Source organism: Bradyrhizobium sp. HKCCYLRH2015 (assembly GCF_051168215.1).
In the GTDB taxonomy this organism is placed as follows: domain Bacteria; phylum Pseudomonadota; class Alphaproteobacteria; order Rhizobiales; family Xanthobacteraceae; genus Bradyrhizobium.
On sequence record NZ_JBNPUO010000009.1, the window covers coordinates 288,284 to 301,022 of the forward strand.

Here is a 12,739-nt window from a genome sequence, read left to right on the forward strand (position 1 = left end):
TCGGTCGGCAGTGGTGGACTCTGCTATCCGCAGGAAAAAGCCAGACAGGAGCACGCCATGCAGGTCGCTTCGACCACACAGAGTGATCATGCCTCTGCTCCGGGCGTGGTCACGATGCCCCCGCCGTTGTCCGCGCCGCGCTTCGAACTTACGGATGCGCGCGTCGGACGCATCACCTGCTATGGCGATGGCCCGGCGGCGCCGGGCGATCGACGGCCGCTGTTGCTCATTCACAGCGTCAACGCCGCGGCGACGGCCTACGAGATGAAGCCGCTGTTCGAGCACTACCGCCAGACGCGTCCCGTCTATGCGCTCGATCTGCCGGGCTTCGGCCTGTCCGACCGTGCCGATCGCATCTACACACCGCGCATCATGACCGACGCCATCCTGCTCGCGGCGAACGAGATTCGCCGCCGTCATGGCGACGCCGCGATCGACGCCATCGCGCTGTCGCTCGGCTGCGAGTTCGCCGCGCGCGCCGGCACCGAGGCGCCGAACCTGTTTCGCACCTTGGCGCTGCTCAGCCCGACCGGCTTCGATCGCCGCGCCGAGGCCGCGGCCAAGACGGCTGGCAACAAGGACACGACCCGCGCCATGCCGTGGGTGCGCAACATCCTCAACGTCTCCCTGTGGAAGCACGGATTCTTCACCCTGCTGACCTCGCGCGCCAGCATTCGTTTTTTCCTGCAGAAGACCTTTGGTCGCAAGGACATCGACGAGGGCCTTTTGGAATACGACTACATCACCACGCACCAGCCCGGCGCCGAGAACGCGCCGTATTCGTTCGTCTCCGGCTATCTGTTCAGCACCAATGCCGTGAAGCTCTACCAGGCACTGGCGATGCCGGTCTGGATGGTGCATGGCGTGCGCGGCGATTTCGTCGACTATCACGGCAAGCACGCCGTCGAGGCTCTGCCCAACTGGCGGATCGAGGTGATGCAGACCGGGGCAATGCCGCATTTCGAACAGCTTGATAAAGTCGTTGCCAGCTATGATGATTTCCTGACGCGCGCGGCCGATCGTTGACGGTGCCGGCGGCGTCCAACCGCGTGGGCCGGCATGAGCGACAAGCCGAACTGGAGCGTCGACGGCAGCGACTGGCCCAACCGCGTGGCCAGTCGCTTCGTCGAGGCCGCGGGCCTGCGCTGGCACGTTCAGATCATGGGCGAGGGGCCAGTCGCGCTGCTCGCCCACGGCACCGGTGCCGCGACCCATTCCTGGCGCGATCTCGCGCCGCTGCTCGCCAGGCACTTCACCGTCGTCGCGCCGGATCTCTCCGGCCACGGCTTCACCTCCACGCCGCATTGGCGGCGGCTGTCGCTCGACGGCATGTCGCGCGATCTCGCTGGCCTCTGCGAGAAGCTTGCGATCGCGCCTGAAATCGCGATCGGCCATTCCGCGGGCGCGGCGATCCTGACCCGCATGACGCTCGATGGCCTGATCACGCCGAAGCTGATCGTCAGCCTCAACGGCGCCTTTCTGCCGTTCGGCGGCGCGGCCGCGCAGTTCCTGTCGCCGCTCGCCAAGATGATGGCGCTCAATCCGCTGGTGCCGCGGCTGTTCGCCTGGCGGGGCCGCGATCCGGCGGCGGTGCATCGGCTGCTGAAGGGGACCGGCTCGACGATCGACGCGACAGGCGAGCGGCTGTATCGGCGGCTGGTCGGCAGCCCCGGCCATGTCGGCGCCGCGCTCGAAATGATGGCGAACTGGGACCTGCATCCGCTTGGGCGCGAGCTGCCGCGGTTGAAGACCGCGCTGCTTCTGGTCGCGGCCGCGCATGACCGTGCCATTCCGCCAGACGTCGCGCGTCGCGTCCAGCAATCGGTGCCTCAGGCGCAGCTCGAACTCATTGATGGCCTTGGTCATTTGGCCCATGAGGAGCAGCCGGCGAGGATTGCGGGCCTGATCGTCAACGCCGCCGAGCGCGCCGGCGTGCTCGCGGTGCAGCAGGAAATGTCAAACTAGATTGACATTTTTTGGCTAGCGAAAACGTCAGTTTCAATTTACGCTTTCGCCCATGCTCGACGTCTCCACCATCAAGGCCGCTGTCCCGGCTGCGCTCGGAGACCGGCCGCATGCGGTCGTGATCGGCTCCGGCTTCGGCGGCCTCGCCGCAGCGGTCCGGCTCGGTGCGCGCGGCTATCGCGTCACCGTCTACGAGCAGCTCGACGCGCCCGGCGGCCGCGCCTATGTGCATCGCCAGGACGGCTTCACCTTCGATGCCGGCCCGACCATCGTCACCGCGCCGTTCCTGTTCGAGGAGCTATGGCAGCTGTGCGGTCGGAGGATGTCCGACGACGTCACGCTCAAGCCGATCTCGCCGTTCTATCGCATCCGGTTCGACGACGGCACCGTGTTCGACTGCTCGGGCGACCCGGCCGAGATGCGCGCCGAGGTGGCGCGGCTGTCGCCCGGCGACGTCGACGGCTACGAGCGCTTCATGAAGGCGAGCGAGGCGATCTTCAGAAAGGGCTTCGAGGAGCTTGGCGACGTGCCGTTCCTGTCGTTCATGGACATGGCCAAGATCGCGCCGGCGATGATCAAGCTGCAGAGCTTTCGCTCGGTCTATGGCCTCGTCTCGCACTATGTCCGCGACGAGCGGCTGCGCATCATCCTCAGCTTCCATCCGCTGCTGATCGGCGGCAACCCGTTCACGACCACGTCGATCTACTGCCTGATCGCCTATCTCGAGCGGCGCTGGGGCGTGCACTTTGCGATGGGGGGCACCGGCGCGCTCGTCGAGGGACTCGTCGACCTGATCGAGGGGCAGGGCGGTGCGGTGCGCTGTTCGACCCCCGTCGCGGAGATCACGACCAGGAACGGCGCCGCCACCGGCGTGCGACTCGCCTCCGGCGAGACGATCGCGGCGGACGTCGTGGTGTCCAATGGCTGCGCGGCCTGGACCTACAAGCATCTGCTGCCGAGCGTGTCGCGCCGGCGCTGGACCGATGCGCGCATCGACCGTGCGCGCTATTCGATGAGCCTGTTCGTCTGGTATTTCGGCACGAAGCGCCGCTACGACGACGTTCAGCATCACACCATCCTGCTCGGCCCGCGCTATCACGACCTGCTCGACGACATCTTCCGCCGCAAGGTCCTGGCGGATGATTTCAGCCTCTATCTGCACCGGCCGACCGCGACCGATCCGTCGCTGGCGCCCGATGGCTGCGATGCCTTCTACGTGCTGTCGCCGGTGCCGCATCAGCAGAGCGGCATCGACTGGCGTGCGGCCGCCGAGCCGTTCCGCAAGCGGATCGAGGCCGCGCTGAGCGACACGCTGCTGCCGGACCTTGCCGGCCAGCTCGTCACGTCGCGGCTGCTGACGCCCGATGATTTCGAGCATCGCCTGTCGTCCTATCGCGGCGCGGCGTTCGGGCTCGAGCCGGTGCTGATGCAGAGCGCCTGGTTCCGGCCGCACAACAAGAGCGAAGAGGTCGAGCGGCTCTATCTGGTCGGCGCGGGCACCCATCCCGGCGCCGGCCTGCCGGGCGTGCTGTCCTCGGCGCGTGTGCTCGATGATCTCGTGCCCGCGCCGCATGAGCTGGAGCGGCGATGAGCTGGCAAACGGACATTGCGATCTGTCGGCGGATGTTGCGGGGCGGATCGAAGACGTTCTTTGCCGCCTCGAAAGTGCTGCCCCGCGCGGTCGGCGATCCCGCCGTCGCGCTCTACGCGTTCTGCCGCGAGGCCGATGATGCGATCGACGGGCCCGGCCGCCGCGTCGACGCCGTCGAGCTGCTGCACGAACGGCTCGACCGGATCTATGATGGCACGCCGGACGACAGTCCCGTCGATCGCGCGCTGGCCGGCGTCGTGGCGCATTTCACGATTCCGCGCGCGCTGCCGGAGGCGCTGCTCGAAGGGCTCGCCTGGGACGCCCAGGGCCGCCGCTATGAGACCCTGAGCGACGTGCTCGCCTATGCCGTGCGCGTCGCCGGCACGGTCGGCGTGATGATGTCGCTCTTGATGAACCGGCGCGAGGCCGGGACGATCGGACGCGCCTGCGACCTCGGCATCGCCATGCAGCTCACCAACATTGCCCGCGATGTCGGCGAGGACGCGCACGCTGGCCGGCTCTATCTGCCGCGGCAATGGCTGCGCGAGGCGGGCCTCGATATCGAGACCTGGCGTGCCGCGCCGTTCTTCGACGACCGCATCGGCCGGGTCACCGCGCGACTGCTCGCAGTCGCCGACGTGTTCTATGCGCGCGCTTCCGCAGGCATCGCCGATCTGCCGTGGAGTTGCCGGCCCGGCATCCATGCGGCGCGGCTGATCTATGCCGAGATCGGCCGCGAGGTCGCACGTGCCGAATTCGATTCGCTGTCGCGGCGCGCATTCGTCTCGATGCCGCGCAAGCTGCAGCTTCTCGGCAAGGCCGCGGTGATGTCGCTGCTGCAGGAGCAGCCGTCGCTGGCGCCGCCGCGGCCGGAGGCGCGCATTTTGATCGAGGCGGTCGTCGCGGCGGATGCGCAGCGCCCGCACGCGATCGCGCCGCCGCGCCGGACTGTTCACGATCGCGCGCTGTGGGTGCTCGACCTGTTCGAGCGCCTGGAGCGACGCGATCAGTTGTTGCGCTCGGGGCGGTCGTCGTAGCGAGGCGAGGTCGTCGGCATGACGGTAAGGCGGCCGGCGCGGATTGCAGCGCTCGGAAAGTCGCGCGTGAGACGCTCAGATGCGGAAGGCCAAGGTCAGACCCGCGAGTGACGCGCCATGAGCGAGATGGGGGGCCTGCTCGAATTCGTCGTCGTCGCGATGTGCATCGCCGGCTGGCTCGTGCTCGAATGGCAGGGCCGCCGCCTCGACCGCCAGCGCGCCGAGCGCGAGGCCAGGGAGCGCGAAGCGGAGAAGCGGTAGGGTGGGGGGAGGCGGATTCACGTCTCAAACAGCGATCGACATAGCTTCGCGTTCTCGCGGCAGATGTTGCCCGAGCTTTGCGATCAGGTCGTCCCTCGCGAGAGTGCAGAGGGCGCAGGGAATGCCGGGTGAAGGCCCCACCCATGGCCCGCCTGCAGAAAAAATGCAGGCGGCAGGTACCACAGGCAAAGCCGGTTCAACCGGCATTCCCTGCGCGACGGTCTTCACGCTTATACGCAGTCTCCCTGGTGCGCCGGGCTTGTTGGCCACCATCACCACGCGGCACATCAGCGCCATCGCGGCTTGATACCAGCGTCGGGGTATCAGGACGCTGCGATTTCACGTCCGCAAGCTGCCGTTCGTCCGCGCATCCGAAGACACGCTGCGGCAAAATCGCGGCCATCGCATCCCCACCTCGCGTGTCGTGACGATCGCGCGCTACGCCCCTCTGCAGTGAGGCGGGATGCGCGGAGATAATCATGATTCACGAAAAATCGCAAGAGATTTATTTTTATCGGAAGTCGGCGCCATGTTCTCAGTCGTCGTCCCAGCGAACGCCGGGACCCATACCCCCAGGGAGCGGTTTGAGGCAGGCTGGCTATTGGCATTTTGCCCATCATTAAGGCCGCGGCGTATGGATCCCGGATCGGCGCCGTGACGCGCTGGGGCGCGTCACGGCTTGTCCGGGACGACACCTGTTGGTTTGTCGCGAAAGCACACGCCCTGGGGCGAAGCGTTTGCGTTCTTATCGGCCTCTTGATCAACCTCGTCCTCTCCGGCCCTCACCACCGCGGCATCCGGAACGGCAGCATGGCCTGCACGATCGGCATCTGGAAGCGGTCGAGCGACAGGCTCTCATGCATCACCGCGACATCCTCGCCGTGCAGACGGGCGGCGAGATGGGAGCGCGCGTAGAACGGGGCGTCCTCCAGCGTGTTCACGACGCGCACCGGTGCGTCGGCGTCGGCGCGGGCGCTGCGGTCGACGCGCCACAGCGTCTTGCGCAAAGGCGCCTCCGCGAGCGGCGTGATCGATTCCAGACGGCCCGCGGGGTCGACGTGCAGCGCGAGCGACGCATCGGCGCCGTCGCGTGCGACGGTGTCATAGGAGATCACGGTGCCGGTGCGCGTCGCCGCGCGCGACCATTGCCAGCTCTGGAAGTCGCGCTCCAGCGGCGCATCGCCATGGTTGATGTCGAAATAGCCGTCGCCGCGCCAGCGCAGATCCGGATGATCGAAATCGACCGACACGCGGCAGCATGGCGCGATCGGCTGCCAGCGGTGGCGTCCCTCGGTATCGAGCGTGAACGCGATCTCGTTCAGCGCCGTCGGCACGACGCGGACGCGACCGCGCAGCGGCAGCGGCCAGGGCACGCTGACCTCGCTGATCTCGATGGTGAGCTCGCGGCCGTTCCAGGCGAGGCTGCTCGGACCGAGCCCGAGGCTCGCAGGCTCGCGCGTGATTGCGCCGCGTCCGCGCTCGGTCATGGCCCAGCGCCGCGCGCGCGCGCCATAGAGCGCAACGTTGAGCGCACAGTGATTTTCGGGATCAGCCGCTCCCCGCCGCCGCACCCACGCGTAGTACGGCGAGAACACGCTGCCGACGAAGGCGATGAGCGTCATGCCGAAGCGGCCGTCATCACTCAGCGCGTCGACATACCACCACGCATAGCCGTGGTCCGGGACAATGCGGTCGAAGCAAGGTCCGCGATCGCCCGCGCAGCGGCCATCCGGCCCGACAGCGCCGCCATCGGCACGCCCGGTCCCGGATGCGCGCTGCCCCCCGCCACGTAGAGCCCCGGCAGCCTGGTCGGCGCGCCCGGCCGCTGGAACGATGCCATCCAGCCGTGCGAGCTGCGGCCGTACAGCGCGCCCCCCGTGCCAGGAAACATCCGGTTGAAGTCCGTCGGCGTTGTCACGCGGGTCAATTCCGGCGTCGTCGCGATGCTGAGGCCGCAGCGCTGCAACAGGTCGAAGGTCTGGCGGGCACATTGGCTGATCTCCGAGGGAGCGAAGCGATGATGATCACCTGACGCGGGCGCGTTGATCAGGACGAACAGCGGCTCGTTGCCGCCGGCCTCGCGCGGCTGGTCGTCGCGATCCTGCGCGCAGACATAGACGGTGGGCTCGGCCGGCATCGCGCGGCGGTCGATCAGCTGATCGAACTCGGCGCGGTAGTCGCGCGAGAAGAACACGTTGTGCCGCACCAGCGGAAAGCCGTCGGCCCGCGCGAGGCAGCTCCAGGTCATCGCCGAGAGCGAGCGCGCGGCCTGCGGGATCGCCGGCAGCGCGCGCGCGGCGTCCGCGCCAAACAGCCCCTGCGCCAGCGCGGCGACATCGGCCGTCGCAATCACCGCGTCGGCGGTGATCTGCTCACCGGTCGCGAGCCGTACGCCCGCGGCGCGACTGGCGCTCGTAACGATGCCGGCGACCTCGGCGTCATAGCGGATGCTGACGCCGTGGCGCCGCGCCAGCGCCGCGAGGCACGCGGCGAGCTCATGCATGCCGCCGTCGATCAGCCAGACGCCGGCCTGCTCGACATGGGCGACCAGCATCAGCGTCGCCGGCGCATGGAAGGGCGACGAGCCGCAATAGGTCGCGTAGCGGCCGAACAACTGCTGCAGTCGGGCATCGCGGAAATAGCCCCCGAGCGCCTTCCACAGCGTCTGGAACGGACGGATCGCCGTGAGATCGCGGAAGCCGGCATTGCGCAGCAGATGCGTCATGCTCGGCGCCGGGGTGCGGATGAAGGGATCCCTGAGCACCTCGAAGATGCGGCGAGCATCGCGGCAGAACGCGCGATAGCCCTCGGCCTCGCTGCGCCCGGCGAAATGGCCGATGGCATCGGCCGATCGCTCCTCATCGGCGAACAGATCGAGCCGGCTGCGGTCGGTCCAGGCGTGGCGCGCGAGGATGTCGAGCGGCGTCAACGTGAGATGATCCTCGAGCGCCGTGCCGAGCTCCGCAAACAGCTCGTCGAACACCCAGCGCATCGTGAACACGGTGGGGCCGGAGTCGATCCGGGCAGGGCCGATCGCGATCTGGCGCATCTTGCCGCCAGGCGCGGCGGCGCGCTCGATCACGGTCACCTCGGCGCCACGCGCGGCGAGGGTGAGCGCGGCGCTGAGGCCGGCGATGCCGGCGCCAACCACGATCACGCGGTGATCGGCCATCGCTTGTGCTCCTGTCCGCTCGGCCTGACGCAGGAAATGTCTAGCATGATTTACAGTATGGGTGTAAGTTGAAATTTACATAGGCGAGGACCGGCATGGGCCTCGCGGCAGGGGAGGCTGGCATGGACGTGATGGCCCGGATCGAGAAATCCCTCGTCACAGCGGTCGCCCTGGCCGACCGGCCCGGATGCCCGCCGCGCCTCTCGGCCGCCATGCAGGCCGCGGTGTTTCCCAAGGGGGCGCGGGTTCGTCCGCGGCTCTGTCATGCGGTGGCCAGCGCCTGCGGCGACGACGAGCCGGCCGCGACCGATGCGGCGGGATCCGCGATCGAGCTGCTGCACTGCGCCTCGCTGGTGCATGACGATCTGCCGTGCTTCGACAACGCGGCGCTGCGACGCGGGCGGCCCTCGGTGCATGCCGCGTTCGGCGAGCCGCTCGCGGTGCTCGCGGGCGATGCGCTGATCGTGCTCGCATTCCAGACGCTCGCCAAGTCGCGCTGCTCGCCGCTGCGGCTGGCGCAGCTGATCGCGACCATCGGCGATGCCGTCGGCGTGCCGCATGGCATCTCGGCCGGGCAAGCCTGGGAGTGCGAGCCGCAGATCGACCTGTCGCGCTATCACCGCTCCAAGACGGGCGCGCTGTTTGCGGCGGCCACTGTGTCGGGCGCCGCTGCAGCGGGGCATGAGAATCCGGAGGCGTGGCGCACGCTGGGCGAGACCATCGGCGAGGCCTATCAGGTCGCCGACGACATCCGCGATGCCGCCAGCGATGAAGAGGAGGCGGGCAAGCCCGTCGGCCAGGACGCCGCGCATGGCCGGCCCAACGCTGTACTGATCTATGGGCTCACCGGCGCCGTCAGCTATCTGCACGATCTCGTCGCCGACGGCATCCGCACCATGCCGCCCTGCGCCCACGCGCACGAGCTGCGCATGCTCATGGAGCAGGAAGCCAAGCGCCTGGTGCCGCGCCGCCTGGCGGCGTCGGCGGCGTGATGTTTCGGCCGCGTTGAATGGCAACGCTCGCGCCGCGCGCACAGTGCCCACCCTCCCCTGGAGGGGGAGGGGCGCCGAGCATGCGCGCAGCGGCATGCGCGGCGGGGTGGGGTGACGGACTGTCCGCGCCTGTGGTGCTGATGGCTTCGCGGGCGCCGGTGCCGGCAAACCTGATGTTGCCTCGACCCATCCTCACCTGTTTCCGGGCTCACCCCACCCCACCGCGCGCGTTGCGCGCGGTGACCCTCCCCCTTCAGGGGAGGGCAATCGCATGTGGAAATTCCGGGCTGTCGCGACGAACGATCCTGCAAGTTAGTTACTCCGTCATGCCCGGGCTTGTCCCGGGCATCCACGTCGCTCTCAGCATGCCGGCCGACGTGGATGGCCGGGACAAGCCCGGCCATGACGACGTGGAGAGAGACGAGCACAAAACGGCGATCGCCACATGCGATTGCCCTGTCCTCCAGGGGAGGGTGGGCAGTGGTGCGCGTCGATGCGCTATTGCCCGCCGACTGGAGCATTGATCCGTGTCGACCGTCGTCCGCCACGACACTCCGCCCCCGATCAGCCTCATTGATCGCTGGCGCGGCTGGCGCGACGCGCTGCTCGCGAGTGCGGCGTTCCAGCGCTGGGCGTCGGCGTTTCCGTTGACGCGGCCGATTGCGCGCAGGCGGGCGGCGGAGCTGTTCGACCTGTGCGCAGGGTTCGTCTATTCGCAGACGCTGGCGGCTTGCGTGCAGCTCGATCTGTTCGAGACGTTGCGCGCCGGGCCGTGCGATCTCGCGGCGCTGGCGTCGCGCGCGGTGGTGCCCGAGGCCGCGATGGAGAGCTTGTGCGAGGCGGCGTCCGCGCTTCAGCTGCTCGAGCGCCGCGGTGCGTGCTACGGGCTCGGGCCGCTCGGCGCGGCGCTGCTCGGCAATCCCGGCATCGCCGCCATGGTTCGACATCACGCCGCGCTGTATGCCGATCTCACCGATCCCGTGGCGCTGCTGCGCGGACAGGACCGCGAGCGCCGGCTCGCGCAGTACTGGCCGTATGCGCTGGACAAGACCGGCGATGCGCTGACACGCGACAGCGTCGCGCCCTACACGGCGCTGATGGCGGCGTCGCAGCCGATGATCGCGGACGTCGTCCTCGCAGCCTATCCCTTGAGTGGCCACCGTTGCCTGCTCGATGTCGGCGGTGGCGACGGCAGCTTCCTGACCGCCGCCGCGCGGGCTGCGCCGCAGCTGCAGCTCAAGCTGTTCGATCTGCCGGAGGTCGCCGCGATCGCGCAGGAGCGTCTCGCCAAGGCCGGGCTGGCCGATCGTGTCACGATCACGGCCGGCAGCTTCTACGACGATGCGCTCCCGACCGGAGCGGACGTGATCTCGCTGATTCGGGTCGTGCACGATCACGACGACGAGGCCGTGGCGCGGTTGCTCGCGAAGCTGCGCGCCGCGCTGCCTGACGATGGCGTGCTGCTGCTGGGCGAGCCGATGCGCGAGGCGGCCGGCGGCAGCGATGGCGTCAGCGCCTATTTCGAGATCTATCTGCGCGCGATGGGGCAGGGGCGGCCGCGCAGCCCCGCCCGCTTGCGCGAGCTGCTCCACGCGGCGGGTTTTTCGCAGGTGCGAGTGCTTCGCACCCGGATCCCGCTGATCGCCAGCGTGATTGTCGCGAAAAGCTGACACTCAAACTGTAAATATATATTGACACTCTCCATAGTCGGACTAACCTCACATCCGTAACTAAGCGGGCGTCGCCGGGGAGTTGGGCTATGGACGCGATCGCCGTCGTACTGGGGAGGCCGAGGGAGTTGTCGCTGCAACAGCTGCAGCTGGCGGATGCCCCGGACTGCCTGACCGTCGACATCGAATGGAGCGCGATCAGCACCGGCACCGAGCGGCTGCTGTACGAGGGACGGATGCCGTCCTTCCCGGGCATGGGCTATCCGCTCGTACCGGGCTACGAGGCGGTGGGCCGCGTCGCGCGCGCCGCGCCAAACTCCGGTTTTCGCAAGGGCGAGCGCGTGTTCGTGCCGGGCGCGGCGCGCTGCTTCGGCGAGGTCAGGAGCCTGTTTGGCGCCGCCGCCTCGCGTCTCAACGTTCCCGCACAGCGCCTTGTTGCGATCGATGAGACGACGGGCCAGCGCGGCGTGCTGCTGGCACTGGCGGCCACCGCCTATCATGCATTGCAGATCGGTGGTGACGGCCAGGCCGAATGCGTCGTCGGCCATGGCGTGCTCGGCCGTCTGCTGGCGCGGCTGATCGTGGCGATGGGCGGCGATCCGCCCGTGGTGTGGGAAAGCAATCCGGAGCGCGCCGTTGGTGCGACGGGCTATCGCGTCATCGATCCCTCAGAGGACAGCAGACCCGACTATCGGCTGATCTTCGATGCCAGCGGCGATGCCGGCCTGCTCGACAGCCTCATTGCTCGCCTGGCGCCACGTGGCGAGATCATCCTCGCCGGCTTCTACAGCGCGCCGCTCTCCTTCTCCTACCCGCCGGCCTTCATGCGCGAGGCGGCGATCCGCGTCGCCGCCGAATGGACGCACGAGGATCTGCTCGCGGTGCGCAATCTCATCGACACCGGTCGGCTGTCGCTGGACGGGCTGATCACGCACCACGCCGACGCCTTGTCCGCGGAGAGTGCCTACCAGACCGCGTTCGACGATCCCTCATGTCTCAAGATGGTCCTGGACTGGAGAGCTGCCGCATGAACGCCCCGACCAAGATCACCGCCAATCTTGCCGCGATGACGGATGCCTTGCGTGCCGAGGCCGCGATCGAGCCGGATGCGCCGGTGACGGCTGCGCCGAAGAAGGCCACGCAGATCATCGCGATCTACGGCAAGGGCGGCATCGGCAAGAGCTTCACGCTCGCCAACCTGTCCTACATGATGGCGCAGCAGGGCAAGAAGGTGCTGCTGATCGGCTGCGATCCGAAGAGCGACACCACCTCGCTGCTGTTCGGCGGCCGGGCCTGCCCGACCATCCTCGAGACCTCGTCGAAGAAGAAGCTCGCCGGCGAGGAGGTCAAGATCGGCGACGTCTGCTTCAAGCGCGACGGCGTGTTCGCGATGGAGCTCGGCGGGCCCGAGGTCGGCCGCGGCTGCGGCGGACGCGGCATCATCCATGGCTTCGAGCTGATCGAGAAGCTCGGCTTCCACGATTGGGGCTTCGACTATGTGCTGCTGGACTTCCTCGGCGACGTCGTCTGCGGCGGCTTCGGCCTGCCGATCGCGCGCGACATGTGCCAGAAGGTGATCATCGTCGGCTCCAACGACCTGCAGTCGCTCTACGTCGCCAACAATGTCTGCTCGGCGGTCGAGTATTTCCGCAAGCTCGGTGGCAATGTCGGCGTCGCCGGCATCGTCATCAACAAGGACGACGGCACCGGCGAGGCTGCGGCGTTCGCGGAAGCCGCCGGCATTCCGGTGCTGGCCTCGATCCCGGCCGACGACGACATCCGCCGCAAGAGCGCGAGCTATCAGATCATCGGCCGCCCCGGCACGCCCTGGGCGGCGCTGTTTGAGCACCTCGCCCAGAACGTCGCCGAGGCGCCGCCGCGGCATCCGCATCCGCTGACGCATGACGGTCTTCTCGGGCTGTTCAAGGCCTCGGAGGTCGGGCGCGACGTGGTGCTGGAGCAGGCGACGCTCGAGGACATGTGCGGCAGCACCGCAGTGGCCAAGCCGTCGCTCGAAGTGATCTACGACAGCGTGTGATGGGATCGGTCGG

11 protein-coding genes are annotated in these 12,739 nt (G+C 68.4%); 9 read left to right on the forward strand and 2 right to left on the reverse strand.

All coding sequences use genetic code 11. The annotated features are described in order from the left end of the window. Nucleotides 1–57 precede the first annotated feature (57 nt). The 5 genes from ACQR1H_RS24385 (at nt 58) to ACQR1H_RS24405 (ending at nt 4,854) form a co-directional block, all read left to right on the forward strand. Nucleotides 58–1,026 (forward strand): alpha/beta fold hydrolase, encoded by a 969-nt coding sequence (locus tag ACQR1H_RS24385; protein ID WP_434908304.1) that lies wholly within the window; start codon nt 58–60, stop codon nt 1,024–1,026. Nucleotides 1,027–1,059: 33 nt separating this feature from the next. Next, nucleotides 1,060–1,965 carry an alpha/beta fold hydrolase BchO gene (gene bchO / locus ACQR1H_RS24390; RefSeq protein WP_434900121.1) on the forward strand — a complete coding sequence of 302 codons (906 nt, stop codon included), beginning with the start codon at nt 1,060–1,062 and terminating at the stop codon, nt 1,963–1,965. A gap of 52 nt (nt 1,966–2,017) precedes the next feature. Continuing rightward, nucleotides 2,018–3,556, forward strand: coding sequence for a phytoene desaturase (locus ACQR1H_RS24395; RefSeq protein ID WP_434908305.1), 1,539 nt, complete (start codon nt 2,018–2,020; stop codon nt 3,554–3,556). After that, nucleotides 3,553–4,593: a phytoene/squalene synthase family protein gene (locus ACQR1H_RS24400; protein ID WP_434908306.1), complete on the forward strand. Its 1,041-nt coding sequence runs from the start codon at nt 3,553–3,555 to the stop codon at nt 4,591–4,593. Before ACQR1H_RS24395 ends, ACQR1H_RS24400 begins: the two co-directional genes overlap by 4 nt. Nucleotides 4,594–4,710: 117 nt before the next feature. Further along, on the forward strand, nt 4,711–4,854 hold the full coding sequence (locus tag ACQR1H_RS24405; RefSeq protein ID WP_315803434.1) for a hypothetical protein: 144 nt from the start codon (nt 4,711–4,713) through the stop codon (nt 4,852–4,854). Nucleotides 4,855–5,636: 782 nt separating this feature from the next. Here ACQR1H_RS24405 and ACQR1H_RS24410 read toward each other — a convergent pair. Together ACQR1H_RS24410 and crtD are read right to left on the reverse strand one after the other, a co-directional pair. After that, a complete protein-coding gene (locus ACQR1H_RS24410; protein ID WP_434908307.1) occupies nt 5,637–6,476 on the reverse strand; it encodes a hydratase in 840 nt (279 codons plus the stop codon). 20 nt (nt 6,477–6,496) lie between these two features. After that, nucleotides 6,497–8,026, reverse strand: coding sequence for a 1-hydroxycarotenoid 3,4-desaturase CrtD (gene crtD / locus ACQR1H_RS24415; protein ID WP_434908308.1), 1,530 nt, complete (start codon nt 8,024–8,026; stop codon nt 6,497–6,499). A 122-nt stretch (nt 8,027–8,148) separates the two neighbouring features. Between crtD and ACQR1H_RS24420 the strand changes: the two genes are divergently transcribed. From ACQR1H_RS24420 to ACQR1H_RS24435, 4 genes are all read left to right on the forward strand, one after another. Next, a complete protein-coding gene (locus ACQR1H_RS24420; protein WP_315803437.1) occupies nt 8,149–9,018 on the forward strand; it encodes a polyprenyl synthetase family protein in 870 nt (289 codons plus the stop codon). Between the two features lie 527 nt (nt 9,019–9,545). After that, nucleotides 9,546–10,688 (forward strand): methyltransferase, encoded by a 1,143-nt coding sequence (locus ACQR1H_RS24425; RefSeq protein ID WP_316183300.1) that lies wholly within the window; start codon nt 9,546–9,548, stop codon nt 10,686–10,688. 89 nt (nt 10,689–10,777) lie between these two features. Next, a complete protein-coding gene (gene bchC, locus ACQR1H_RS24430; RefSeq protein ID WP_315803439.1) occupies nt 10,778–11,719 on the forward strand; it encodes a chlorophyll synthesis pathway protein BchC in 942 nt (313 codons plus the stop codon). Continuing rightward, the gene (locus tag ACQR1H_RS24435; protein WP_315803440.1) at nt 11,716–12,726 is read left to right on the forward strand and encodes a chlorophyllide a reductase iron protein subunit X; all 1,011 of its coding nucleotides are present in this window, start codon (nt 11,716–11,718) and stop codon (nt 12,724–12,726) included. The genes bchC and ACQR1H_RS24435 overlap by 4 nt, the downstream gene beginning before the upstream one ends. Nucleotides 12,727–12,739: the final 13 nt, after the last annotated feature.

Bases quoted from the DNA above. Each gene is read 5' to 3' on its own strand.
- ACQR1H_RS24385 (WP_434908304.1), top strand. From the start codon at position 58: ATGCAGGTCGCTTCGACCACACAGAGTGATCATGCCTCTGCTCCGGGC.
- bchO (WP_434900121.1), top strand. From the start codon at position 1,060: ATGAGCGACAAGCCGAACTGGAGCGTCGACGGCAGCGACTGGCCCAAC.
- ACQR1H_RS24395 (WP_434908305.1), top strand. From the start codon at position 2,018: ATGCTCGACGTCTCCACCATCAAGGCCGCTGTCCCGGCTGCGCTCGGA.
- ACQR1H_RS24400 (WP_434908306.1), top strand. From the start codon at position 3,553: ATGAGCTGGCAAACGGACATTGCGATCTGTCGGCGGATGTTGCGGGGC.
- ACQR1H_RS24405 (WP_315803434.1), top strand. From the start codon at position 4,711: ATGAGCGAGATGGGGGGCCTGCTCGAATTCGTCGTCGTCGCGATGTGC.
- ACQR1H_RS24410 (WP_434908307.1), bottom strand. From the start codon at position 6,476: ATGACGCTCATCGCCTTCGTCGGCAGCGTGTTCTCGCCGTACTACGCG.
- crtD (WP_434908308.1), bottom strand. From the start codon at position 8,026: ATGGCCGATCACCGCGTGATCGTGGTTGGCGCCGGCATCGCCGGCCTC.
- ACQR1H_RS24420 (WP_315803437.1), top strand. From the start codon at position 8,149: ATGGACGTGATGGCCCGGATCGAGAAATCCCTCGTCACAGCGGTCGCC.
- bchC (WP_315803439.1), top strand. From the start codon at position 10,778: ATGGACGCGATCGCCGTCGTACTGGGGAGGCCGAGGGAGTTGTCGCTG.
- ACQR1H_RS24435 (WP_315803440.1), top strand. From the start codon at position 11,716: ATGAACGCCCCGACCAAGATCACCGCCAATCTTGCCGCGATGACGGAT.